The sequence below is a fragment of the Arthrobacter sp. 05T444 genome (genome assembly GCF_056395905.1).
In genome coordinates this window covers 65,025-88,458 of record NZ_JBFTKK010000020.1, presented here as the reverse complement: position 1 = coordinate 88,458, position 23,434 = coordinate 65,025, and the positions used below count along the sequence as shown (strand labels likewise).

General features: G+C 65.6%; 20 protein-coding genes and 1 tRNA gene. 11 read left to right on the top strand and 10 right to left on the bottom strand.

What is annotated here, in order from left to right; all coding sequences use genetic code 11:
* Positions 1-457 precede the first annotated feature (457 nt).
* From AC1DD3_RS17525 to AC1DD3_RS17510, 4 genes are all read left to right on the top strand, one after another.
* Positions 458-2,026, top strand: coding sequence for an NCS1 family nucleobase:cation symporter-1 (locus AC1DD3_RS17525; protein ID WP_476882159.1), 1,569 nt, complete (start codon positions 458-460; stop codon positions 2,024-2,026).
* A 28-nt stretch (positions 2,027-2,054) separates the two neighbouring features.
* Positions 2,055-2,798, top strand: a complete 744-nt coding sequence (locus AC1DD3_RS17520; protein ID WP_230119382.1) for an aspartate/glutamate racemase family protein — start codon at positions 2,055-2,057, stop codon at positions 2,796-2,798.
* A 41-nt stretch (positions 2,799-2,839) separates the two neighbouring features.
* On the top strand, positions 2,840-3,652 hold the full coding sequence (locus AC1DD3_RS17515; RefSeq protein ID WP_230119381.1) for an SDR family oxidoreductase: 813 nt from the start codon (positions 2,840-2,842) through the stop codon (positions 3,650-3,652).
* A gap of 218 nt (positions 3,653-3,870) precedes the next feature.
* Positions 3,871-5,367 (top strand): cation:dicarboxylate symporter family transporter, encoded by a 1,497-nt coding sequence (locus AC1DD3_RS17510; protein WP_230119380.1) that lies wholly within the window; start codon positions 3,871-3,873, stop codon positions 5,365-5,367.
* Positions 5,368-5,495: 128 nt separating this feature from the next.
* On the opposite strand, the gene AC1DD3_RS17505 is transcribed toward AC1DD3_RS17510, so the two are convergent.
* The 3 genes from AC1DD3_RS17505 to AC1DD3_RS17495 form a co-directional block, all read right to left on the bottom strand.
* Positions 5,496-5,873, bottom strand: a complete 378-nt coding sequence (locus tag AC1DD3_RS17505) for a sterol carrier family protein (protein WP_230119379.1) — start codon at positions 5,871-5,873, stop codon at positions 5,496-5,498.
* 53 nt (positions 5,874-5,926) lie between these two features.
* Positions 5,927-6,943 (bottom strand): asparaginase, encoded by a 1,017-nt coding sequence (locus AC1DD3_RS17500; RefSeq protein WP_230119378.1) that lies wholly within the window; start codon positions 6,941-6,943, stop codon positions 5,927-5,929.
* Positions 6,944-7,045: 102 nt separating this feature from the next.
* Complete coding sequence (locus AC1DD3_RS17495; RefSeq protein WP_476882158.1) at positions 7,046-8,623, bottom strand: molybdopterin-dependent oxidoreductase; 1,578 nt, start codon at positions 8,621-8,623, stop codon at positions 7,046-7,048.
* Between the two features lie 131 nt (positions 8,624-8,754).
* Between AC1DD3_RS17495 and purD the strand changes: the two genes are divergently transcribed.
* Entirely contained in the window at positions 8,755-10,077 is a 1,323-nt protein-coding gene (gene purD, locus AC1DD3_RS17490; protein ID WP_476882162.1) for a phosphoribosylamine--glycine ligase, read from the top strand.
* Between the two features lie 2 nt (positions 10,078-10,079).
* Positions 10,080-11,030, top strand: a complete 951-nt coding sequence (locus AC1DD3_RS17485) for a phosphoribosylaminoimidazolesuccinocarboxamide synthase (protein ID WP_230119376.1) — start codon at positions 10,080-10,082, stop codon at positions 11,028-11,030.
* Positions 11,031-11,104: 74 nt separating this feature from the next.
* On the opposite strand, the gene AC1DD3_RS17480 is transcribed toward AC1DD3_RS17485, so the two are convergent.
* Positions 11,105-12,367, bottom strand: a complete 1,263-nt coding sequence (locus AC1DD3_RS17480; protein WP_230119375.1) for a helix-turn-helix domain-containing protein — start codon at positions 12,365-12,367, stop codon at positions 11,105-11,107.
* Positions 12,368-12,498: 131 nt separating this feature from the next.
* Here AC1DD3_RS17480 and AC1DD3_RS17475 point away from each other — a divergent pair, with 131 nt between their 5' ends.
* The gene (locus AC1DD3_RS17475; protein WP_230119374.1) at positions 12,499-12,732 is read left to right on the top strand and encodes a hypothetical protein; all 234 of its coding nucleotides are present in this window, start codon (positions 12,499-12,501) and stop codon (positions 12,730-12,732) included.
* 100 nt (positions 12,733-12,832) lie between these two features.
* Positions 12,833-13,237 (top strand): hypothetical protein, encoded by a 405-nt coding sequence (locus tag AC1DD3_RS17470; protein ID WP_476882157.1) that lies wholly within the window; start codon positions 12,833-12,835, stop codon positions 13,235-13,237.
* Positions 13,238-13,300: 63 nt separating this feature from the next.
* On the opposite strand, the gene AC1DD3_RS17465 is transcribed toward AC1DD3_RS17470, so the two are convergent.
* The 5 genes from AC1DD3_RS17465 to AC1DD3_RS17445 form a co-directional block, all read right to left on the bottom strand.
* A tRNA-Pro gene (locus tag AC1DD3_RS17465) sits at positions 13,301-13,377 on the bottom strand.
* A gap of 208 nt (positions 13,378-13,585) precedes the next feature.
* On the bottom strand, positions 13,586-15,487 hold the full coding sequence (locus AC1DD3_RS17460; protein ID WP_476882156.1) for an ABC transporter ATP-binding protein: 1,902 nt from the start codon (positions 15,485-15,487) through the stop codon (positions 13,586-13,588).
* On the bottom strand, positions 15,484-17,328 hold the full coding sequence (locus AC1DD3_RS17455) for an ABC transporter ATP-binding protein (RefSeq protein ID WP_476882155.1): 1,845 nt from the start codon (positions 17,326-17,328) through the stop codon (positions 15,484-15,486). The genes AC1DD3_RS17460 and AC1DD3_RS17455 overlap by 4 nt, the downstream gene beginning before the upstream one ends.
* Before the next feature lie 119 nt (positions 17,329-17,447).
* Positions 17,448-18,377 carry a metallophosphoesterase gene (locus tag AC1DD3_RS17450; RefSeq protein WP_230119391.1) on the bottom strand — a complete coding sequence of 310 codons (930 nt, stop codon included), beginning with the start codon at positions 18,375-18,377 and terminating at the stop codon, positions 17,448-17,450.
* Between the two features lie 20 nt (positions 18,378-18,397).
* Positions 18,398-20,743 carry a transglycosylase domain-containing protein gene (locus tag AC1DD3_RS17445; RefSeq protein ID WP_476882154.1) on the bottom strand — a complete coding sequence of 782 codons (2,346 nt, stop codon included), beginning with the start codon at positions 20,741-20,743 and terminating at the stop codon, positions 18,398-18,400.
* 37 nt (positions 20,744-20,780) lie between these two features.
* On the opposite strand from AC1DD3_RS17445, the gene AC1DD3_RS17440 reads away from it, so the two are divergent.
* Genes AC1DD3_RS17440 through AC1DD3_RS17430 form a run of 3 tightly spaced genes read left to right on the top strand, consistent with a single transcriptional unit; the run spans position 20,781 to position 22,398 of the window.
* A complete protein-coding gene (locus tag AC1DD3_RS17440) occupies positions 20,781-20,936 on the top strand; it encodes a DUF4177 domain-containing protein (protein WP_009359196.1) in 156 nt (51 codons plus the stop codon).
* Between the two features lies 1 nt (position 20,937).
* Positions 20,938-21,471: a RidA family protein gene (locus tag AC1DD3_RS17435; RefSeq protein WP_476882153.1), complete on the top strand. Its 534-nt coding sequence runs from the start codon at positions 20,938-20,940 to the stop codon at positions 21,469-21,471.
* Positions 21,472-21,486: 15 nt separating this feature from the next.
* Positions 21,487-22,398 (top strand): NUDIX hydrolase, encoded by a 912-nt coding sequence (locus tag AC1DD3_RS17430; RefSeq protein WP_476882152.1) that lies wholly within the window; start codon positions 21,487-21,489, stop codon positions 22,396-22,398.
* Between the two features lie 222 nt (positions 22,399-22,620).
* Here the strand turns inward: AC1DD3_RS17430 and AC1DD3_RS17425 are convergent, their stop codons facing one another.
* Positions 22,621-23,298 carry a Crp/Fnr family transcriptional regulator gene (locus AC1DD3_RS17425; RefSeq protein WP_205652417.1) on the bottom strand — a complete coding sequence of 226 codons (678 nt, stop codon included), beginning with the start codon at positions 23,296-23,298 and terminating at the stop codon, positions 22,621-22,623.
* Positions 23,299-23,434 lie beyond the last annotated feature (136 nt).

Below are 23,434 nucleotides of genomic sequence, written 5' to 3'. Positions count from 1 at the left end.
GCATGATGTATTGGGCACGCTCGGTGCCCTGTTCCCTGATCAGCGAATCCAGGGACTCAACCCACTCGGCGGTCTCTTCCGGATCACGATCAGGCAGCTGGTTAGTCAACCCGCTGAGGATATGGGAGGTATCTTCTCCTGCAGCCACGGCAGCCTCGTTTCATCTTTGAATGTTGGGGCGATGTTTTCGTATTGTGAGAAAACATTCTTGCTATTCGAGATTAGGCCGACGTGCAGGTGCCGGTCAAGGCGGCCCATCCGGCGGGTCGGCGCCGAAGTGCGGCTGGCTCTTGCGGACCGATTATGACTGCGCGCAGAAGCAGGGCGACCTTGACCCTGGCGTGACCCAGGTCATACAGTTATTCCACTTTTCAAGATGTGATTTCCATAATATGGAATTCGCTCTTCGGAAGCCTCGGGCTTCCCACTTCACCTTCCCTCAGAACTGGAGATCCAGATGCAGACGACCCCATCAGTCGGCGTCGAACCGGCTCCCGCACCGACAGTGTCGTCGGGCCAGCCGATCCATCCGGCAACGGGCGTCGAAGCCCTTTGCGAAACAGCCAGTGCCGCCTCCGGCCGCACCATCAGCCCGAGTCTCTACAACGTGGACCTCGCCCCGACCAAGCGGGAAGGCCGGCGCTGGACGGCGTACAGCATCTTCACGCTGTGGGCCAACGACGTCCACAGCCTCGGAAACTATGCGTTCGCCGTCGGGCTGTTTTCGCTGGGTCTCGGCGGCTGGCAGATCCTCGTGGCCCTGGGCATCGGTGCCGCCCTGCTCTTTGTGCTGCTGAGTTTTTCCGGCTTCATGGGCCAGAAGACCGGCGTGCCCTTTCCGGTCATGAGCCGCATCAGCTTCGGCATCCGCGGCGCCCAGCTCGCGAGCCTGGTCCGCGGAGCCGTGGCCGTGGCCTGGTTCGGAATCCAGACCTTCCTCGCGTCCGTGGTGCTCCGGGTGATGCTCGTGGCCATGATCCCGTCGCTGCACGAACTGGACAGCAACTCCATACTGGGCCTGTCCACCCTGGGATGGACCGCGTTCGTGGCTCTCTGGATCGTCCAGCTCGTGATCGTCAGCTTCGGCATGGAAATGATCCGCAAGTACGAGGCCTTTGCCGGACCGATCATCCTGCTGACCATGGTCCTGCTGGCCGTGTGGGTCTTCATCGAAGCCCGCGGCTCCATCCAGTGGACGGGCATCCGGGGTCTGGAAGGCGGCGAAATGTGGCGCAAAATTTTCGCCGGCGGCGCCCTCTGGGTCTCCATTTACGGAACCTTCGTCCTGAACTTCTGCGACTTCACGCGGTCGGCCAAGTCCAAGAAATCCATCGTCCGCGGCAACTTCTGGGGCATTCCCATCAACATGCTCCTCTTCGGCGCCATCGTGGTGGTCCTGGCTGGCGGTCAGTACAAGATCAATGGCACCATCATCGAAACTCCCTCGGACATCGTCGAGAGCATTCCCAACACCCTCTTCCTGGTCCTGGCCTGCCTCGCCATCCTCATCCTGACCATCGCTGTGAACCTGATGGCCAACTTCGTGGCCCCGGTCTATGCACTCACCAACCTTTTCCCCAAGCACCTGAACTTCCGGAAGGCCGCCTGGGTCAGCGGCACCATCGGCCTGGTCATCCTGCCCTGGAACCTCTACAACAACCCGCTCGTGATCGTGTACTTCCTGGGCGGACTGGGCGCCCTCCTTGGTCCATTGTTCGGCGTGGTCATGGCAGACTACTGGCTGCTGCGCCGCGGCAAGGTCAACGTGCCGGAGCTTTACAGCGACCACCCGCGCGGCGCGTATTTCTACAAGAAGGGCGTCAATCCCAAGGCGATCGCCGCACTCCTGCCGGCCTCCGCCATCGCGATTCTCATCGCTTTTGTGCCGGCTCTCGAAGCGGCGGCGCCGTTCGCCTGGTTCTTCGGCGCGGGCGTCGGTGCGCTGACTTACTACCTGGCCGCCGACCGCAAGCAACGGTTCGAAGATGTCGACGGCGAATCGATCGCCGTCTCCAGCACCCACTGACCGCCGACCCGCCACCCAGGAGAAATCCATGCGTATTCTCGTTGCGAATGTGAACACCACCCAGTCCATGACCGACTCCATCGCTGCCCAGGCCCGCAGCATCGCGGCACCGGGAACGGAGATCATCGGCCTCACCCCGAGGTTCGGTGCCGACTCCTGTGAAGGGAACTTTGAAAGCTACCTCGCCGCGATTGCCGTGATGGACCGTGTGGTCAACTACCCGGAACCGTTCGACGCCGTCATCCAGGCCGGCTACGGCGAGCACGGCAGGGAAGGGCTGCAGGAACTCCTGGACGTTCCGGTGGTCGACATCACCGAGGCCGCGGCCAGTACGGCCATGTTCCTCGGCCACAAGTACTCTGTAATCACCACCCTGGACCGCGCCGTGCCGCTCATCGAGGACCGGCTGAAACTGGCCGGGCTCGATGCGCGCTGCGCCTCTGTGCGGGCCAGCGGCATGGCCGTCCTGGAGCTGGAGGAGGAGCCGGGGCGTGCCGTCGAGGCCATCATCGAACAGGCGCTGCTGGCAGTCCGCGGGGACAAGGCCGAAGTGATCGTCCTCGGCTGCGGCGGCATGGCGGGCCTGGACGAAAAGATCCGGCAGCGGGCCGGGGTGCCGGTGGTGGACGGCGTGGCGGCCGCCGTGACCATCGCGGAATCCCTGGTCCGGATGCGGCTTTCAACCTCCAAGGTGCGGACTTATGCCACGCCTCGGCCCAAGACCGTCATAGGCTGGCCGTTGGTGGCGGCGGATGTTCCCGCTACCCACTAAGCCCGCCTTGTAGGCCGCCCGCATCCCACAGGAGTACCCCCATGACCGCAACGCCGCCTGCAACACCCCCTGCAACGCCACCGCCTGCAACGCCGTTTGCAGCGCCACAGCCTGGACGGGTCGCCGTCGTCACCGGGGCCGGTTCCGGCATCGGCAGGGCAGTGGCCCGGCAGATGCTGGCGGAAGGCTACCGGGTGGCCCTGGCCGGACGCCGCGAGGCGCAGCTGCTCCAAACGGCGGGCAGCCACCCGGACGCGCTGGCGGTACCCTGCGATGTCACGCTGCCCGACGACGTCGAGCGCCTCTTCGCGGCCGTCCTCCAGCGGTGGGGGAGGGTGGACGTCCTGTTCAACAACGCGGGCGTGTTCGGCCCGGCGGCGTCGGTGGACGAGATCAGCCTCGCGGACTGGGAAGCGACCGTTGCCGTGAACCTGACCGGTTCGCTGCTGTGCGCCCGGGCGGCCGTCCGGGCCATGAAATCCCAGGCGCCGCAGGGCGGGCGCATCATCAACAACGGGTCCATCTCCGCGCACTCGCCCCGCCCCCGCACAGTGGCCTACGCCGTCACCAAGCACGCCATGACAGGCCTGACCAAGAGCATCGAGCTGGACGGGCGCGCCTTCGGCATCACCTGCGGGCAGATCGACATCGGCAATACCGCCACCGAAATTATGGACACCATCGGCGTCGGCTCCGGCGCCCTCCAGGCCGACGGCACGCGGAAAGTCGAGCCCATGTTCCCCGTGGAGGACGCCGCGCGGGCTGTGCTGCTAATGGCCGGAATGCCGCCCACTGCCAGCGTGGGCTCCGTGGTCATCACCGCCGCCGGCATGCCCTTCATCGGGCGGGGCTAGCAGAAGAAACCACCTTTTCCGCTACGCAAGCGGACATCCGCACCGCGGTTCCCGGGTGCGGATGTCCGAAAACGTGGCGGTTTTTGCATGCCCGAACACGGACGCATATTTCCACATTGCGAAAACTCATTTTCCCCTTGCGGAATAGTGTGAGCGGGGTTACTTTTGAATCAGACCCCAATTTCCGGGGCTGTTCCCGATTGAATAGGTACAGATCAATGAAGATCCCAGATTCCTCGGCGCTGAAGGCGAGTTCGGTGCCGTCGAAGAAGAAGCCCCTGTACAGGTCGCTCTTCTTCCAAATTCTGATCGCCGTCGTGGCAGGTGTTCTCATAGGGCATTTCTGGCCGGACCTTGGCTCCCAGCTGAGACCGCTCGGTGACGGCTTTATCCAGCTCATCAAGATGATCATCGCGCCGCTGATTTTCCTGGTGATTGTCACCGGAATTTCAGCCGTAGGCGACGTCAAGGCGGTCGGAAGGGTAGGAGTCAAAGCACTTCTCTACTTCACAGCGGCCACGCTCTTCGCCCTGGTCTTCGGACTGATCGTCGGCAACCTTGTCCAGCCCGGCGCCGGCCTGAACATTGATCCGAGCACGCTGTCCCAGGAGGCGCTGGACGCCAAAACCGGCCACGCCGTGCCCAAGGACGCTGCGTCCTTCATCCTGGACATCATCCCCACCAGCGTCATCGGGGCCTTCGCCAGCAACAGCCTGCTGCAGGTCCTCTTCTTCTCGGTCTTTTTCGGCGCCGCAATCGTGGTCATCGGCCGCGAGCGCTGCATGCCGGTCATCAGCCTCATGGAGACCGTCCTCGAACTCATCTTCAAGATCATGTCCTGGATCATGAAGGTGGCCCCGATCGGCGCGTTCGGTGCCATGGCGTTCATCATCGGCCAGTACGGTCTCGATACGCTCGGGACCTATGCGCAACTGATCGCCGCCTGCTACGGAGCCGCCCTGGTCTTCATCGGCCTCCTGTTCCTCGTGGCCTGGGGCATCGCACGGGTCCCGCTCTGGCAGTTCCTCAAGTACACCCGCGAGGAGTTCCTGCTGGCCCTCGGCACGGCTTCCACCGAGGCCGTCATGCCGCGCATCATGACCAAGCTGACCAACGCCGGCTGCTCCCGGGCCACCACAGGTCTTGTGGTTCCCACCGGCTACTCCTTCAACCTCGACGGCGCCGCGATCTACCTTTCGATCTCGCTGCTGTTCCTGGCGCAGGCGTTCGGACACCACCTGGACCTCGGCCAGCAGCTCGCCGCCCTCGGCGTCCTGCTGCTGACCTCCAAGGGCATGGCCGGCGTCCCCGGATCGTCCTTCCTCGCCCTCTCCGCAACCGCGGCGGCACTCGGGATCTTCCCTGTGGCAGGCGTGGCACTCCTCCTCGGCGCCGACCGTCTGATGGACTCCATGCGCGTTGTGGTCAACCTCCTCGGCAACTGCGTGGCCACCTTCGTGGTCTCCAAATGGGAGGGCCAGTTCGACCGCAGCGTCATGGTCCGCGCGTTCCGCGGTGAAATCACCAATCACGACTCGGCCATCATGCTCGGCGTCGAGGATGACTTCGAGGACCAGGAGCTCGAGCGGATCAGCGGAGGCGGTCAGCCGTCACCCAAGTTCCGCGGCGGGCCCAACCCGGACGAGATCCCCGAATTCCAGATGACCAGGACATCATCGGCCACCGGAAGCTCAGCCGCCATCCACCACGAATAGCGGCAGCCAGCAGATCACTAACCTTGTCCAGCCCCGGTGCGGGTCCGGCTTCCGCTACGGAACCGGACATCCGCACCGGGGTTCCTGCATGCGGATGTCCGAAACCGGGGCGGATGTCCGGAACCGCCCTACAGCGGCAGCAGCGCCGAGAGATCGGCGCGAAGACCGGAAGCCGCCACGCGCCCGGCGTCCACCGCGTCCGCCCAGCCCAACTGGCCGGTCACCATGGCCAGCCAGGTGGCGGCGTCGCACTCTATGACGTTCGGGGGAGTGCCGCGCGTGTGGCGAGGCCCCTCAACGCACTGCGTGACGCCGAACGGCGGAACCCTGACCTCCACCGAGTTGCCGGGCGCCCGGGCGGTGACCTCCTCCAGGGAGTAACGCACCGCCGTCGCGATCACCGGGCGGGGAACGGCAGTGCCCGACGGCGGCTGGCCCGCTTCCAGCCAGCTGGCCAGTGCCGCTTTGCCTTCGTCGATGTCAATCCTGCGCCGGGCTACTGCCATCGCCGCCTCCTTTGCTGCTGTGGAAGTAAGAGTGTGCCTGCGCGGCCAAGTGCCTAGTCCAGCAGGGCCGAGACAGCGTGGCCCAGCCTGATCTTGCCCACCGGGCGGCCGCCGCCGAGGACCGGCTCAACAACCTTCTCCAGCACGCTGGACACTCCCGGAATGTCCACGGCGCCGGCGGCAGCCAGAATGGTCAGGGCCACGAGCGAGGTGGCACGCAGGTTGCCGTCGAGCACCTTCACGGCCGCCGAGACCCCCTGCGGCGTGGCCATGACCAGCACGCCCTCGGCACCGATCTTGGCAATGACGTCCAGCTCCTCCATCACGATGGTGTTGGCTTCGCCCCTGCCCTGGACCGCCCACGGGTAGTCCAGCATGGACGTTGCGATCGTGGCTGCCCGTGCGTTGGAGTTCTTGTCGCCGGGTGCCTTGGCGAGCCGGGAGTATGCGCGGGCCAAGCCCGTCAGGGAAATGGCAGCGACAGGGGCGCCGCAGCCGTCGATGCCCAGGTGGGCGATCCTCTCCTCCGAGAATTCCTCGATCACTGTGCGGATGCGCTGCTGAAGGGGGTGGTTCGGCTCGAGGTAGCTGTGCTTGTCCCAGCCGTTCTCCATGCACGCCCAGAGGAACGCTGCGTGCTTGCCGGAGCAGTTGTAGGCCAGCCGTGACTTGCCCTTCTCGGAGCGAGTGAGCCAGGTGCGGGCCGTCTCGTCCTGCGGCCACGCGGCCGGGCACTGCAGCTGGTCCTCCTTGACGCCGGCGGCCTTGAGCATTCCTTCCACCACGTCCATGTGGTCCAGCGACCCGGTGTGGCTGGCGCAGGCGAGCGCCACCTGCGCGCCGCGGAGCGGAACCCCGGACTGCATGGACGCCAGGGCCTGGAGCGGCTTGAGCGTTGACCGGGCCAGGATCGGGGTGGTGATGTCGCCCAGCTGCGTGACCACCGTGCCGTCCGCCGCCAGGACCACTGCCGCCCCAATGTGCCGCGATTCGACAAATCCGCTCCGTTCAACGACCGCGAGCTCGACGGCGGACTCCACAGAGAATGTGGCATGCGAAGTTAGGGGCATGGCCCCAGTCTATGGTGCCGGATTGGCATTCCCCGGGACCTGTTCCGGCAGGCCGTACCGGGCATCCGGGCAGCCTGCCGGACGGCGTGCCTGGGCACGGCCCTACTCGACCGTGACCATCACGGACTGCCAGCCGGACGCGCCGTCCGGCACGGGATCGGCACGCTTTTCCGTCTGGACCTCGCCCGTCCCGTCCGTGGCGCGCGCTCTGATGTAGTGCGGTCCCGGCTTGGCATCCCAGTCGAAGGACCACTGCCGCCACGTGACCACGGAGGCTTCGTCGGACAGCACTGCCTCGGCCCACTCGGCGCCGTCGATCTGGACCTCCACCTTGGTGATGCCCCGGGTCTGCGCCCACGCCGTGCCGCCGATCGACACCCGTCCGGCCTTGACCACGGCGAAGGACTTGGGCACCTCCACCCGGGCCATGGTCTTGATGGGACCGCGTTCGGACCAGCCGCGTTGCGTCCAGTACGCCCTGTTGTCGGCGAAGCGTGTGACTTCGAGGTCCACTACCCACTTGGTGGCGGAAACGAAGCCGTACAGTCCGGGGACCACCATGCGCACGGGGTAGCCGTGCTCCAGCGGCAGCGGCTCACCGTTCATTCCGATGGCGAGCATGGCGTCGCGGTCGTCCTGCAGGACCTCCAACGGCGTTGATGCGCTGAACCCGTCGATGGAGGTGGAGAGGACCATATCCGCGCCGTCCTTTGGCCTGGCCCGCTTGAGGACTTCGCGGAGGGGCAACCCGAGCCATTTCGCGTTGCCGGCGAGGTTGCCGCCCACCGGATTGGACACGCAGGTGAGGGTCACATGCGACTCGATCAGCTCGGCGTCGAGCAGGTCCTGGAACGTGAGGCGGACCTCCTGCTCCACGAGTCCGTGCACCCGGAGCTCCCACTCGTCGGCGTTGATTTCCGGCACGCTCAGGGCGGTGTCGATCCGGTAGAAGTCACCATTTGGCGTAAGCCACGGCGTGACGCCCGGTGTGGCGGACTGAACCCCGGCCGGCACTGCAAGGGCGACCTTGGCAGGGGCAGGCAGCCGCAGCGACCCGCGCGCCTGGGCCACGTTGCTTCGCGCGGCGCTCAGCAGCCGTCCCCCGGTAGCTGCGATGCCGGCCGCCACTGCAGTAAGGCCGGTAGCGGCGAAGAACGCCCGCCGCGTTGTTGCGGGGCGTTCAGGCTCCTTCGCCGCGACGCCAGCCGGAGCATCGGGAAAGGAGTGAAGCCGCCACAGCCGGGAGATCAGGAGCCGCAGCACGACCAGTCCGGCGAGGGTCCCGAGGAGAGTCGGAATGGCGTCGACCGGCTTCACGCTGGCCCGGGTCACCACGCTCGCCACGATCACTGAGCCCATCAGCAGCACCCCGGCCACGCCCAGCGCCCATTTCCGGTATGCCACCACGCCCAGTACGCAAGCGAGCAGGAAGATGGTCAGGCCCATGCCAACGAAGAGCGCAGCCTTGTCATTGGTGCCGAACGTGGCGATGGCAAAGTCCTTCATCCACGGCGGCGTGAAGTCGATGAACGTGGAGCCCAGGGCAATCACGGGCGTTGCCCGCGCAGTAAAGAACGCTCCGATCAGTTCCGCAACGGAAAGAACGACGGCGGCCGCCGCCACCCCTGCCACCGCCGCCAGTGCGGCGGGGCCCTTGAGCCACTTCATCAGCTTCTTCATGCCCTTGGTTCGTAGCGGCCGGCCCGCGGGATTGTTCCGGCGCGGTTCCAATGCGTGCGGGGACGCCGGAGCGCGGGGCGGCACGACATAGCTTAGGAACCAGCGGTGTCCACAAAGTACCCTTGGAGACTGTGAAGGTACTCGTCATTGGCCCCGGTGGCCGCGAACACGCCATTGTCCGTTCCCTGCTTGCAGACCCCAACGTCTCCGAAGTCCACGCGGCTCCGGGCAACGCCGGCATCAGCCGGCTCGTCCCCACGCACGCGATCGACGGGAACGATCCGGATGCCGTGGCGGCTCTCGCCACCCGGCTCGACGTCGACCTCGTGGTGGTGGGCCCCGAGGCTCCGCTCGCCGCCGGCGTTTCCGACGCGGTCCGCGCCGCCGGGGTTCCCGTGTTCGGGCCGAGCAAGGCCGCCGCCCAGCTGGAGGCGTCCAAGGCGTTTGCCAAGCAGATCATGGCTGAAGCCGGTGTTCCCACCGCCATGGCGCTGGTGGCCGGCAACGCCGAGGAAGCCGCAGCCGCCCTGGACACCTTCGGCGCGCCGTACGTGGTCAAGGACGACGGGCTGGCCGCAGGCAAGGGCGTGGTGGTCACCAACAACCGGGATGAAGCCCTGGCTCACGCGCAGACCTGCTTCGACGCCGGCGGAACCGTGGTGATCGAGGAATTCCTGGACGGTCCCGAGGTTTCCGTGTTTGTCCTCTGCGACGGACGCAACACCGTGGCGCTGTCCCCGGCGCAGGATTTCAAACGCATCTTCGACAACGACGAAGGACCCAACACCGGCGGTATGGGCGCGTACACCCCGCTGGAATGGGCGCCCGAAGGCCTGGTCCAGGAAGTCATCGACCGGGTGGCCCAGCCTACGGTCAACGAAATGGCACACCGCGGCTCCCCGTTTGTCGGCGTCCTGTTCGTCGGCCTGGCCCTGACTTCCCGCGGCACGCGCGTCATCGAGTTCAACGTCCGTTTCGGCGACCCCGAGACTCAGGCCGTGCTCGCGCGGCTGAAGACGCCCCTCGGTTCCCTGCTGCTGTCGGCTGCCAGGGGCGAACTGGACCAGGCAGAAGAGCTGCGCTGGTCCAAGGAGACTGCAGTCGCCGTCGTCGTTGCGTCCGAAAACTACCCCGACACCCCGCGTACCGGCGACCGCATCCGCGGGCTCAAGAAGGTGGACGAGCTTGACGGCGTCCACGTGATCCACGCCGGGACGAAGCTTGACGACGAAGGCAAAGTGGTCTCCGCCGGCGGCCGCGTCCTCGCGGTGGTCGCGCTTGGTTCCGACCTCGTGGAGGCCCGGGAAAAGGCCTACGACGGCGTTGAGCTGGTGCAGCTCGAAGGCGCCCAGTTCCGCCGCGACATTGGCGGCAAGGCGGCCCGCGGTGAAATCAAGGTGGCGTCCGGCAGTTCCTCTGCCCAGGCAGCCTCCGCCCCGAAAGCGAAGGCATGACAGTGGCAGAACCTGAGAACACCGCCGCCCCCAAGCGCGGCCTGGACACGTCCACCCTGGAGCTTCCGGGCTGGAAGCACACCTACTCGGGCAAGGTCCGGGACCTGTACGAACCGGCGGACGACTCCATCAACAGCCGGTTCGGGCAAGACTGCGTGCTGGTGGTGGCCAGCGACCGCATCAGCGCCTTTGACCACGTGCTCAGCAGCGAAATCCCGGACAAGGGCGCCATCCTGACCCAGCTGAGCCTGTGGTGGTTCGACCAGCTGGAGGTCGAGCACCACGTTCTGGCGTCCACTGTGGAGGACGGCGTGCCCGCGGCGGTGGAAGGCCGCGGCATGATCTGCAAGAAGCTCGAGATGTTCCCGGTGGAATGCATTGCCCGCGGCTACCTCACCGGCTCGGGCCTCGTGGAGTACCGGCAGTCCGGCACCGTCTGCAGCATCCCGCTCCCCGAGGGACTCGTGGACGGCTCCCGGCTCGCGAAGGCGATCTTCACGCCCTCGGCCAAGGCCGAGGTAGGTGAGCACGACGAAAACATCAGTTATGACGCCGTGGCGTCCATGGTGGGCGATGACATCGCCGGACGCCTCAGCGAACTGACGCTGAAGATCTACACCAAGGCCGAGCAAATTACCCGTGAGCGGGGCATCATTCTGGCTGACACCAAGGTGGAGTTCGGCTACGACGTCGTCACGGGCGCCATCACGCTGGGCGACGAGGTCCTCACTCCCGACTCCTCGCGGTTCTGGGATGCCTCAACGTACAAGCCCGGCCAGGCGCAGCCCTCGTACGACAAGCAGTATGTCCGCGACTGGCTGACGTCCGCCGAGTCGGGCTGGGACAGGGCCTCCGACACACCGCCTCCGGCCCTGCCTGCGGACGTCGTGCAGCGCACCCGTGCGCGCTACGTTGAGGCGTACGAAAAGCTCACCGGCCGGACGTTCGCGTAACGGCGGCCGCCCCTCCGTCTCGGAGCGGTCCCCTCCGGGTCGGAGCAAGTCTCCGTTCCGGAGGGCGGCCGGTCCTAGCTGGCTTCGGCTGCCTCGGCCCGGCGCTGCGCGAGCCTGATCTCCAGCATGGCGTCCAAGGCCTGCTGCACGCGGTCCTGCGCGCCGGCCCCGCTGAACTCCCGCTGGGCTTCCTGCAGGAGCACCAGGGCTTCCTCGGATTCGCCAGCGGCCTTGAGCGACTTGCCCAGGAGCAGCGACACCTCGCCCGCGGTGTGCTTGGCAAGGGCGCTGCGCTCGGCGTGAATTTCGCGCAGCTTCTGCACCGCCGCCACGATATCGCCGGTGAGGTAGAGCCAACGGGCACGGATGAAGGCCACCTCAAGCTGGTCCGTCTTGTTGCCGCCCACGATGGACAGCGCGAGCTCGGCGCGCTCAATGGCGGAGAGGGTCTCGGGTTCCACGATCCCGGACGAGAGCCGGACGGCGGCCGAGGCCTTGTTGAAGCGGGCCCAAAGATCGATGTCGTTTGCAGGGGACAGCAGCTTGGCCGCGCGCTCGTGGTGCTTGATGCCCTCGGGGTAGTCGTGGCGCATGAAGGCGACGTTCCCGATCACCCAGGCCACTTCGCCGGCCAGCTGGGACATGGAGTTCTCGTCCATTTGCTCGTTCATGTCCTGGCAGTACTTCCAGGCCTCGTCCAGCCGGCCGCTCTCGGCGAGGGCGCCGATCAGGGCGCGGAGTGCGCCGATGATCAGCGTGGAGCCCTTGGGAAGCTGGGCGCACAGTTCCACGGCCTTCTGGGCATGCTCGACGGCGGCCGCCAGTTGGCCCTGTCCGTGGCACAGTGCGGCGAGCATCTGCCGGGCACGCACTCCGAGGCCGGCGGACTCGGTGGCCATAGGATGCTCCGAGAGGTGCTCCATGATCTTCTGGCACTCTTTGAGCTGGCCCTGCTTCATGAGGCATTCGGCCTGCATGTAGGTCATGTTCCACCAGGCGCTGGTGTTCTTGCCTTCGAGGGCGATGCGCGCGGCGGTGGCAGCATGGTCGGCGGCAAGCGCGTAGTCACGCAGGTCCCAGGCCTGCCGGGCGTACAGCCCCGCCAGGACGTATTCGGCGTCGCTGACCGAGATAGGCTGGCTCCAGGCCTCAAGCGCCTTTGGCGCGAGCTCCAGCCGGCGGGCAAGCTCCTCGATGACGTCTGCGGTCGGTTCCCGTCGGCCCGTTTCAAGCAGCGAGATATAGCTGGGGGAGTAAAGGTCCTTGCCCAGTTCCGCCTGGGTCAGGCCGCGCTCGAGCCGCTCTGCTCGGAGCTTCTCTCCGAATCCGTTCCCCACGGGATTCCTCCTCATTCCGGACAGTCTTTGTACACAATGCTTGACAGCCCCTGTGGAAAACATTTTACAATGTATGTCAACAAGGACTGTGCTGACTATGTAACGAAACCGACTCGTATTGAGGAACTCACATGTTGAAGAAGATTGCAGCCGCTGCCGTTCTGGCAGGGGCACTTGCATTCTCCGCCACGGCTCCGGCCGTTCTGTCTGCCGGTTCTATTGTTGATAATGCGGGCTCCGCGGTTGCCATTGGCAACTGGCCGGATCCCATGCGCGTGAAGGACGTGAACAAGCCCACCATCGGCAACTGGCCCGATCCTATGGATTCCCCCGCCACGATTGGCAACTGGCCGGATCCGATGTAGCAAGGCTTTTTCGGAAACCGGGCCCCGGGACATGCGCGAACCATGTCCCGGGGCCGTTTTCTTTCCACCACGTTGCGGCCGTCACATGAAGGGACACATTGTGAAGCGACAGGGAATCAGGCGACAGGGAACCAAGCGTCAGGGAACCCAGCGCCAAGGATCAAAGACGCACGGAGCCAACGGGCTGCAGCGGGCATACGTCCTGTGGAGCATCGCCGGCACCTCGCTGCTGGTGGCAGCGGTGGCCGGGACATCGGTGGCCGGCGTGCTGAGCGGAACGGCCGACGCCGGGTCCTTTGTCTCGGGGATCGTCGGCATCGCGGCGCTGCTGGAGTCCCTGGTGCTCTTTGTGGTCGGCCTGCGGCTGCGCCACAGTTACGTGAACTCCGTCCAAACCTACGAGAGCCGGGGCGGTTACCTGGAGGACGACGGCTCGAACCGGGTCAGGATTCCCCTGCTGGGCGACGGGCAGGCGCGGCAGAATATCACCAACCAAGGGTTCTGAACCCGGCGGAGGATGCAGCCAAAGATGAAAAAAGAGGGCCTCCCTGGGGAGACCCTCTTTTATTGGTCGGGATGACAGGATTTGAACCTGCGACCTCTTCGTCCCGAACGAAGCGCGCTACCAAGCTGCGCTACATCCCGATCCGCTGCAAAAGCAACTTTACAAGAATAGCCGATACAGAGGCCACATGCGAAATCGAGGCCAGGACCGCCAGCATTACGGCCCGGCAGAGCGCGGCGGCCGCTGGTTTCCCCACCTTTGGCGGGTTTCGGCTCGCAAGGGGCGGAACCCGCCGTCGTCCTCCTCCAAAGGCGGGGGGACCCGGCAGGTGGCCTTCGGCGCCGGGCCTCAGACCAGCGAATCCTTCCAGGCTCCGTGCAGCTGCGCGAAGCGGCCGCCGCCGCCAATCAGCTCCTCCGGAGTGCCGTCTTCCACAACGCGGCCATCGTGGACCACAAGGACCCTGTCGGCTGTCTCCACCGTGGAGAGCCGGTGCGCGATGATGAGCGCCGTGCGTCCGGCATCACGGTGTCCGCCGTCGTCACTGGTGCCGTTTCCCGGGGAGGCGTCGGCGCCGGAGACGGCAGTGCCGGCGTCGTCGTCCGTGCCCCGCAGCAGCCGGGCCAGTCCGTTCTGGACCAGCCGCTCGGAGGGGATGTCCAGGGAGGACGTCGCCTCATCGAGGATCAGGACGGCCGGCCGCGCCAGGAAGGCGCGGGCGAAGCTGATCAGCTGGCGCTGCCCCGAGGAGACGCGGCCGCCGCGCTTGTTGACGTCCGTGTCGTAGCCCTCGGGGAGTTCGGCGATGAACTCATGCGCACCCACTGCCTTGGCCGCTGCCTCGATTTCCTCGCGGGACGCCTCCGGCCGGCCGAGGGCGATGTTGTCCGCCACGGAGCCGCTGAACAGGAACGCCTCCTGGGTGACCATCACGATGTTCCGCCGCAGGTCCGCGGTGCTGAGCTCGCGCAGGTCCACGCCGTCGAGCGTAACGGAACCGGAGGAGACATCATAGAAGCGGGCTATCAGTTTGGCGAGGGTGGACTTGCCTGCGCCGGTCTGCCCCACCAGTGCCACCGTCTGGCCGGCGGGGATGGCGAGGTTGAGCCTTGCGATGATGAGGGGGCCGCTTCCGTAGCGGAACTCGACGTCCTTGAACTCGACGGCGCCGCGGGCATCGCGGAGGGCCACCGCGTTCCCGGGCGGGCGGACGGTGGGCACCTCTTCGAGCAGTCCGGACACCTTTTCGAGCGCCGCCTGGGCGCTCTGGAAGGAGTTATAAAACATGGCCATCTGGTCCACGGGCTGGAAGAAGCGCTTCGTGGACAGCATCAGCGCCAGCAACACACCCACAGCGAGGTCGCCGTTGAGGACGCGGAAGCCGCCGAACAGCAGCACCGCCGCCACGCAGACGTTGCCGATCAGCACCAGGCCGGGCTGGAAGATCCCGTTCAGGTTGATCGACCGGACGGTCACCTTCCGGTATTCCTCGGCCAGTTCCCCATACCGCGCCGCGTTTTCGCGTTCCTTCCGGAAGGCCTTCACCGCACGGATTCCGGTCATGGTCTCCACAAAATGCACGATCAGGCGGGCGGACACCACCCGCGACTCACGGAACGCGATCTGCGAATGCTTCTGGTACCAGCGCGCCAGCAGGAACATCGGAACGCCGGCCGCCACCACGATCAGACCGCTGCGCCAGTCGAGGGCAAAGACCGTTACCGCCGTGAACACCATGAAAAGCATCCCGGACGCCAGCGAGCTGACCCCGGAATCGAGGAGCTCGCGGAGGGCCTCCAAGTCTGACGTCTGCCTCGCGATGATCCGGCCGGAGGTGTATTTCTCATGAAACTCAAGGCTGAGCCGCTGCGTGTGCCGGAACACCCAGAGTCGCAGGTCCAGCAGCATGGCCTGGCTGAGCTTCGCCGTGGACGTGACGTAGAGGGCGGTCAGGACGGCGGTCGCCACCGCCGCCGCGAGATACGCGACGCCGGTTATCACCAAGGGGAGGTTGTCACCGCCCTGCAGGGCCGGCAGCGCGTGGTCGATGCCGAACGCAATCAAGGCCGGTCCGGCCACGCGGGCCGCCTGAGACAGGACCACCATGGCGATGGTGAGCCAGAACCGGAGCCGGACGGGACGGATCAGCGTGGCCAGTAAGGCGAGCGACCGCCGTCGTACGGCTTTGCTGTCGCTCTTGCTCAGGTGGGCATTGTCCTCGTTCGCGGTACCGAACGCTGCGGTGCTCATCGGATGGACTCCTCAGCGTCGTCCTCGAGGGCGGAAAGTTCGGAGTCGAGGTCCCGTGGCTCGGTCTCCAGGCTGGCGATGACGTAGCGGTAGTGGTCGTTGGTGGCCAGCAGTTCGGCATGCGTTCCGACGGCGGCAATCCGGCCGTCCTTGAGCAGCGCCACCCGGTCGGCCAGCGCCACGGTGGACGGGCGGTGCGCGACGATCAGCGTGGTGGTGCCGGCAAGTACTTGCCGCAGGCGGTTTTCCACGAGTTCCTCGGTGTTGACGTCCAGGGCGGACAGCGGATCGTCGAGCACCAGCACCTGGGGGTTGGCGGCGATGGCCCGGGCCAGGGCGATGCGCTGCCGCTGCCCTCCGGAGAGGCTCAGCCCCTCGTCTCCGATCAGGGTATCCAGTCCCTCCGGCAGGGAGTAGGCGAAGTGGGCCTGGGCGGTGTCAAGCGCCTCTTCAAGGATGGCCTCCAGCTCGTCGTTGCCGGCGTCGGGGACACCGGCTCCTACACCGGTCCGGGCGCCCAGGAGCACATTGTCACGGACGGAGTTGGAGAAGAGTGTGGTGTCCTCAAACGCCACACCCACCACGCTGCGCAGTTCTTCGACGCTGAAGTCGCGCAGGTCCACGCCGTCGATGGTGATGGACCCGTCCGTGACGTCATAGAGGCGCGGAACGAGCTGGAGCAGGGCACTCTTGCCGCTGCCGGTGATGCCCACCAGCGCCATGGTTTCGCCAGGGCGGATGTCCAGGGTGATGCCCTTGAGGATGGGCTTGTCCGGGGCGTCCTCGAAAGCGAAGGTGATGTTGTTGAAGCTCAGCGCACCTTGCAGCTCGGCGGGCCGCGCGGGACGCTCCGGGCTGGTGATGGTGTTGCGGGTGTCCATGACCTCGAAGTGGCGATCAAGGGCGCTCTTGGCGGTCAGGGCCATGGCCAGCAGCATTCCGGAGAACTCCACGGGCGCGGCGATGACGGCCGCTGTCGCGAAGAACGCCACGAGCGTGCCGATGCTGAGCTGGCCTGCCGCCACCAGCATGATGCCCACCACGAGTCCCGCACCGAGGGCCAGTTCGGGCAGGAGCGTAACCACCATGCTGAACGTGGCCTGGTGCCTGGCCTTGGCGATCTCGGTCTGGCGGAGCTCTTCGGCCTGGCCGTTGAAGGTTTCCAGCGCCTCGCGGCTCCTGCCGAAGGCCTTCAGCACGCGGATGCCGTGGACGGACTCCTCGACAGTGGTGGCGAGGTCGCCAGCCTGGTCCTGGCTGCGCCGGGCCACCTTGCTGAAGCGGGTCCTGAAGCGGAAGCTGTAGAACATGATGGGGCCGGCCGCGGCCAGGAAGATGAGGGCAAGCTGCCAGCTCATGGTGAACATCACCACCACGCCGATCACCACGGTCAGCGTAGTGACCACCAGCATGATGGCACCGAAGGCCATCCAGCGCCGCAGGAAGTTCAGGTCCGTCATGGCGCGTGAGAGCAGCTGGCCGGAGCCCCAGCGGTCATGGAAGGAAACGGTGAGATCCTGCAGACGGCCATAAAGGGACACTCGCATGCGCGTCTCTACCGTGGTGGCCGGGTTGATGACGAAGGTCCGGCGCAGGGCCACGAGCCCTGCCTCGGCGATCCCTAGGACGAGGATGACTCCGGCAGATGACCACACCGCGTCCGCAGTGGCCCCAGGCCGGAGTGAGTCATTGACGAGTGCCCGCAGGACCTGGGGAATGGTGAGTGCCACCACGCTGGCAAGGAGTGCGCACAACAGACCCATGAACAGCCGGGGGAGGATCGGCTTCACATGGGGATAGAGACGGCTGATGGATCTGAAAAACGAAGTCTGCTTGGCCATGCCCGCTTCTTGAACTCAAGTGCGAATGTAGTTTCCCGTAGCAACTACCCTATGCCATGAGTGCCGCGCTACACATGGTTTCGGAGGTCGTGGGGCGTCGAGCCTGGCCGTTTCGGCGGCTAGGCCCGGGGAGCAAGGGTCAGCAGGACGGCCTCGGGTTTGCAGGCGATACGGACAGGGGCGAAGCGCGAGGTGCCGATGCCCCCGGAGACGTTGACCGGCGTCGTATGGCCGTTGCTTTGCCAGTCGTGCAGGCCCTTCGCACGCCACGTGGGGATGTCGCAGTTGGCAATGATGGCACCGTACCCGGGGATGCACAGCTGGCCGCCATGGGTATGGCCGGCGAGGAGCAGGTCGGCGCCGTCCTCAGTGAAATGGTCCAGCACACGCTGGTATGGGGCATGGATAACAGCCACGCGCAGGTGGGCGTTCGAGTCCTGGCCCCTGGTGCCCCTGGGCCAGCCCGCATAGCGCTCGCGCTTCAGGTGGGGATCGTCCACGCCGGAGAAATCGAACCGCATGCCCCTGAGCACAATCGACTGGTGGCGGTTGGTCAGGTCCACCCAGCCGCCCATGCCGAAGCCGGCGCGGAGGCGCGGCCAGTCGAGCACCTCGGAATCCCGCTGCTCCCTTGACGGCCCCAGCAGGTACGCAGCCGGGTTCTTGAGCCGCGGAGCGTAGTAATCATTGGATCCCGGAACAAAGACGCCGGGAAATTCCATCAGGGGGGCAAGGGCAGAGAGCAGCGGATCCACAGCCTTGGCGTGGCTGAGGTTATCGCCGGTATTCACCACGAGGTCCGGTTTCAGCTCGGCCAGGGAACGGAGCCATTCGGCCTTCGCGTTCTGCCCAGGAACAAAGTGGATGTCACTCAGGTGCAGTATCCGGAACGGATCCTGGCCTTCAGGCAGGATGGGCAGCGATTCTTCCCGCAGGACAAACTGGTTCTTCTCCCACAGGCCGTAGCCAGCGGCGGCGAGGCCCAGTGCAGATCCGGCGGCGGCAGTAACGGCAAAGCCGCGCGCGATGCTTCGCGCGCGGCTTGCCATGAGTGACGTGTCGATCACTGTCAGCCGTTCCCCTTGTTCCCGTTGCCGTTGCCGTTCCCGTTTCCGGTGTTGTTGCCGTTTCCGGTGTTGCCGCCGGTGGTGCCAGTGGTGCCGCCCGTGCTATTACCGGTGTCGCTCGGGGGCTGCGGGTTGTCCGGCACGGGGACGGACGGCTGGAACTCCGGGGTCCCGTACAGCAGGTTGGACGGCGGTTCCGGGAAGGGGTCGGTGCCGTAGGTCGGAGCAATCTGGGACATGAACTGCGAGAACATCGGCCCGGCGATCATGTAACCGTCAATGCCGGTGTAGAACTTGCCGTTGATTGTGACATTCTGGCCCGCACGGTCCTGCGAACCCAGGGCGTCGCCGAACCAGGCAGCCGTGGCGAGGCCCGTGGTGTGTCCTACCACCCAGGTTGAGCCGTTGTTATTGGACGTACCCGTCTTGGCAGCGATGGGGAACGTGGTCTGGGTGGAAATCCGGGGCTGGATGAGCGAGCCGGATCCCTCGTTCAGGACCTTCTGCAGTGCATAGTTCACGCCCCGGGCCACCTCGGGCTTGATGGCATCCCGGCAGGCGGTCGACTGTGCCGGGAGCTGGGCGCCGGTCTGGTCGGTCACGGACGTGATGGCGATCGGAGCGCAGTACTTTCCGTCATTGGAGAATGTGGCGAATGCACTGGCCATGGTCAGCGGAGCCGTCTGGGTCGAGCCGAGCAGGTTGCCGAGCGTGGTCATGGTGACCTTGGGGTTTGCGTCGACCACCGCGTTGGTTTCCTTGTCGCGGACCGGCAGGCCGCCGTGCAGGCCAACGGCGTCCACGACCTTCTGGATGCCGCACAGGTCAACCTGGGAAGCTGAGGCAAACGTGGCCGTGTTAATGGAGTTCTTCAGCCCGTCGAGCACCGTCATGTTCCGGTAATAGCCCTCTTCAGCGTTCTGGAGGTCATCGGTGCCGTTAGTGCTGTCGTACCAGCCGACGGTGGGCGTGGAGCAGGTGTTCCGCCACGGGAAGTCCTGCGGGTAGCGGCGCTGGGCGGCGTTGACGATGGTGTTCATCGACTTGCCTTCGTCCAGCCATTCGGCGAAGGTAAACGGCTTCATCGTGGAGCCGGGCTGCGCGCCACCGAGGCCGTTGAGGTCGTTGCCCTGGTCGTCGTACTGGTCCACGCTGAAGTTGATCTGGGAGTCGAACTTGCCCTTGCCCGCAAACCACGAGGTGTTCTGGGCCATGTTGGTGATCCGGCCGGTCTTGGGCTCGACCGATACCAGGGCTGCGCCCCACTTGTCGGGGTTGGTGCCGGCGGAGGCATTGACCTGGTCCTGGGCGGCTTTCTGCGCCTTGGGATCCAGGGTGGTCTTGATGGTGAGGCCGCCGCGGAAGATCTTCTTTTCGCGTTCCTTCGCGTCCGCGCCGTACGCCGGGTTGTTCAGCAGCAGGTGCAGGACGTAGTCGCAGAAATAGGGGGCCGTGGGTGAGTAGGCACAGCCTTGGCGCGCGGGGGTGACCTTGGTGGTCACCGGGGTGGCGACAGCTGCGGTGTGCTGGGCTTTGGTGATCTTGTTCTGCTTGAACATGGCGTTCAGTACGAGGTCGCGTCGGACCTTCGCGTTGTCCGGATTGGTGATGGGGTCAAAGGCCGACGGGCTGTTGACGAGGCCGGCCAGCAGCGCTGCCTGGGGGAGCGTGAGGTTCTTGGCCGTCGTGCTGAAGAAGAACTTCGACGCGGCCTCGATGCCGTACGCGTCACGGTTGAAGAACACGATGTTGAGGTAGCCCTCAAGGATCTGTTCCTTGGTGAACTTCTTTTCCAGGGCGATGGCGAGCTTCATTTCGCGCAGCTTGTCGCCCACGCCCTTGTTCACGCCGTTGAGCTTGATGTCCTCGCCGCGGCCCTCGGATTCAAGCGAGGCGTTGAGGACGTTATTAACGTACTGCTGCGTGATGGTGGACGCGCCCTGCTTGTTGCCGCGCGCCGTGGCGACGAGGGCGCGGAGGATGCCGGTGGTGTCCACGCCGCCATGCTCGTAGAACCGGCTGTCCTCAATGGCGATGACCGCGTTCTTCATGTAGGGGGAGATCTGCTCGAGCGGAACGCGGGTGCGGTTCTCCGCGAACAGGTTGGCGATGACGCTCCCGTCCTTCGCCAGGATCTTGGTGGACTGGCTGGGTGGGTCCACCTGCAGCTCCGCCGGGAGAGTGTCAAAGAATTCGATTGAGCCACTGGCCGAGCTGCCTGAAACGGCCGCCGCCGGAACCAGCAGGCCGGCCACCAGGACGCCACAAATAGCGCTCACGCCAAGGAAGGCTAATAACTTTCCGAGGGTGGTGGCCGTGTCGAATATAGGGTTCTTACCAGTCGCCATGTTCTCCAGTTTACCGGCAAGGACTAGGCTTGAGTTCATGACCAAATGGGAGTACGCGACGATTCCGCTCATAATCCACGCCACGAAGCAGATTCTGGACCAGTGGGGAGAGGATGGCTGGGAGCTTGTCCAGGTAGTCCCCGGCCCCGACGGCAACGGTCTGGTTGCCTACCTCAAGAGGGAGAAGCAGTAGCATGACCACGCCCCAGGAAACCGCTTCCAGCGCTGCAACGGCGCCGTCTTCCGCCGTCGAACAGCGGCTCGCCGAGCTTGGCCTGACGCTCCCCGAAGTGGCCGCGCCCGTGGCCGCCTACGTGCCGGCCGTCATCTCCGGCAACCACGTCTACACCTCCGGGCAGCTGCCGTTTATTGACGGCAAACTCGAAGCTACCGGCAAGGTTTCCGCCGGCACCGAAGGCACATCGGACGAGTCCACGGTGTCCCCCGAGGACGCCAAGGCGTACGCCGCCGTCTGTGCGGTCAATGCGCTGGCCGCCGTCAAGAGCGTCATCGGCGACCTCGACCGCATCACCCGCATCGTCAAGGTGGTGGGCTTCGTGTCCTCGGACCCGTCCTTCACCGGCCAGCCGGGCGTTATCAACGGTGCCTCCGAACTACTTGGCCGGGTGCTTGGTGACGCGGGGCAGCACGCCCGTTCCGCCGTCGGCGTTTCTGTCCTGCCGCTCGACTCTCCCGTTGAAGTCGAACTGATCGCTGAATTCAGCTAAGGACCGGTCACTTCCTTGCCCCAGCTAGCACGTCGCCTGTTTGTTCTTCCCCCCGAGCTCGAAGGGGCGGCACAAAGCTGGATCGATCACGGCGAACGGACGCCCCGCGCCGCACGGTTCGCCTCCTCGGTAGTCCTGCTCCGTGATTCGCCCACCGGTCTGGAGACCTGGCTCGGTTACCGGCCCGGGTCTTCGCCGCTGGGCGTCCTCGCCTTTCCCGGCGGGTCCCTGGAAGCGTCCGACGACGACGCACTCGGCTGGCTGGGCCCCTCGCCCCAGCATTGGGCCGAGCAGATGGGAACGGACGACGTCGGGCTGGCGCGCCGCCACGTTGTGGGCGCCGTCCGGGAACTGTTCGAAGAGACCGGCGTGCTCCTGGCCGGTCCGGACCTGTCCTCCACCGTTGAGGGAACAACCACGCCCGAATGGATGAAAGTGCGCGAAGCCGTGGCTTCGCAGGAAAAGTCCTTCACCGAGGTGCTCGCCAAGCGGGGCCTGTCGCTGCGCACGGACCTGCTGAAGCCGCTCGTGAACTGGCTCAGCCCGGACTTTGCACACCGCCGCTTCAATACCCGCTACTTCGCCGCCACTGTTCCCATGAACCAGCAGCCCACCGTCCTGGCCAGCAAGGGCGTGTGGGGCCGCTGGGTCTGCGCCACCAAAGTTGTCAGCGAACGCGACACGACGGCGCTCGGCGACGAGGTGGGCCAGGAAAACACCGTGGCCCTCACGCTTGGCCAGCTCCTGGTTCCCGGCTCTGAAATCATGCTCGAGAAGATGGCAGCGGCCAACGGCTGCATCGCCTACCTCAGCTACAAGCGCACCCCGCACGTGTACCAGCCCCGGCTGGTCCAGGAAGACGGGACGCTCATGCTCGAAGTCGAGGCCGCGAAGACCGTGGCCCACGAGCCCCAGCGGGAACGGTGACGCTCTCGCGGTTCCTGTCGCTTTTTTGGTGACGCTCTCGCAGTTCCTGTTGCCTGTTCGGTGACGCTCTGATTACGGCTGATCGAGCTTGTCGAGATCAAGGTTCCGGCCCGCTGGTTTCGACAGGCTCAACCAGCGGAGGCGGAGGGGCGTTCTCCGACCTTGGTGACTTAAGAACAAAAAGCCGCCCCGGTTGATACCGGGGCGGCTTTGTTATTTGGCTTAGCGGGAGCGCTGGCGGAGGCGCTGCATGTCCAGGATCACTACGGCGCGGGCTTCGAGGCGCAGCCAGCCGCGCTGGACGAACTCGGCCAGGGCCTTGTTCACGGTTTCTCGGGAGGCGCCGACGAGCTGTGCCAGCTCTTCCTGCGTGAGCTCGTGTGCAACGAGGACGCCGTCGGTGGCCGGCCGGCCGAATCGGTCGGCCAGGTCCAGGAGCGCCTTGGCCACGCGGCCCGGGACGTCGGAGAAGACAAGGTCGGACAGTGAGTCGTTGGTGCGGCGCAGGCGGCGGGCCAGCGCCTGCAGCAGCTGGGCCGAAACCTCCGGGCGGGTCCGCAGCAGGGAGTTCAGGCTCTCGTTCCTGAGGCCTGCCAAGCGGGTCTCGGAGACAGCCGTGGCAGTTGCCGTACGCGGGCTGGGGTCGAACAGCGCCATCTCGCCGAAGAGCTCACCCGGGCCAAGGATGGCCAGCAGCGATTCGCGGCCGTCGGGGGACGTACGGCCGAGCTTCACCTTGCCGGACACAATGAAGTAGAGCTGATCACCCTGATCGCCTTCGCGGAATACAGATGCCCCACGGGACAGGTCAACCTCGGTAAGCTCGTCCGTCAGCAGACGGAAAGCCTCGTCGTCCAGAGTGGCGAAAAGGGGTGCGCGGCGCAATACCTCGATGTCCATGAATTCTCCTGATTAAAATGTGTCGGCTGGGGCGCTTGTGCCATTGTTTCAGAATTTTCTACGTTCTGTGACGTACTTGGCAGCAGAACAGGCCAAAAGGCGCTGGGAGCACACGGCCGCCGCCGCCGTCCACCGG

What these genes read in the sequence shown, in the direction of transcription:
- AC1DD3_RS17525 (WP_476882159.1), top strand. Translation starts at nt 458, where the DNA reads ATGCAGACGACCCCATCAGTCGGCGTCGAACCGGCTCCCGCACCGACA.
- AC1DD3_RS17520 (WP_230119382.1), top strand. Translation starts at nt 2,055, where the DNA reads ATGCGTATTCTCGTTGCGAATGTGAACACCACCCAGTCCATGACCGAC.
- AC1DD3_RS17515 (WP_230119381.1), top strand. Translation starts at nt 2,840, where the DNA reads ATGACCGCAACGCCGCCTGCAACACCCCCTGCAACGCCACCGCCTGCA.
- AC1DD3_RS17510 (WP_230119380.1), top strand. Translation starts at nt 3,871, where the DNA reads ATGAAGATCCCAGATTCCTCGGCGCTGAAGGCGAGTTCGGTGCCGTCG.
- AC1DD3_RS17505 (WP_230119379.1), bottom strand. Translation starts at nt 5,873, where the DNA reads ATGGCAGTAGCCCGGCGCAGGATTGACATCGACGAAGGCAAAGCGGCA.
- AC1DD3_RS17500 (WP_230119378.1), bottom strand. Translation starts at nt 6,943, where the DNA reads ATGCCCCTAACTTCGCATGCCACATTCTCTGTGGAGTCCGCCGTCGAG.
- AC1DD3_RS17495 (WP_476882158.1), bottom strand. Translation starts at nt 8,623, where the DNA reads ATGAAGAAGCTGATGAAGTGGCTCAAGGGCCCCGCCGCACTGGCGGCG.
- AC1DD3_RS17475 (WP_230119374.1), top strand. Translation starts at nt 12,499, where the DNA reads ATGTTGAAGAAGATTGCAGCCGCTGCCGTTCTGGCAGGGGCACTTGCA.
- AC1DD3_RS17460 (WP_476882156.1), bottom strand. Translation starts at nt 15,487, where the DNA reads ATGAGCACCGCAGCGTTCGGTACCGCGAACGAGGACAATGCCCACCTG.
- AC1DD3_RS17455 (WP_476882155.1), bottom strand. Translation starts at nt 17,328, where the DNA reads ATGGCCAAGCAGACTTCGTTTTTCAGATCCATCAGCCGTCTCTATCCC.
- AC1DD3_RS17450 (WP_230119391.1), bottom strand. Translation starts at nt 18,377, where the DNA reads ATGGCAAGCCGCGCGCGAAGCATCGCGCGCGGCTTTGCCGTTACTGCC.
- AC1DD3_RS17445 (WP_476882154.1), bottom strand. Translation starts at nt 20,743, where the DNA reads ATGGCGACTGGTAAGAACCCTATATTCGACACGGCCACCACCCTCGGA.
- AC1DD3_RS17440 (WP_009359196.1), top strand. Translation starts at nt 20,781, where the DNA reads ATGACCAAATGGGAGTACGCGACGATTCCGCTCATAATCCACGCCACG.
- AC1DD3_RS17435 (WP_476882153.1), top strand. Translation starts at nt 20,938, where the DNA reads ATGACCACGCCCCAGGAAACCGCTTCCAGCGCTGCAACGGCGCCGTCT.
- AC1DD3_RS17425 (WP_205652417.1), bottom strand. Translation starts at nt 23,298, where the DNA reads ATGGACATCGAGGTATTGCGCCGCGCACCCCTTTTCGCCACTCTGGAC.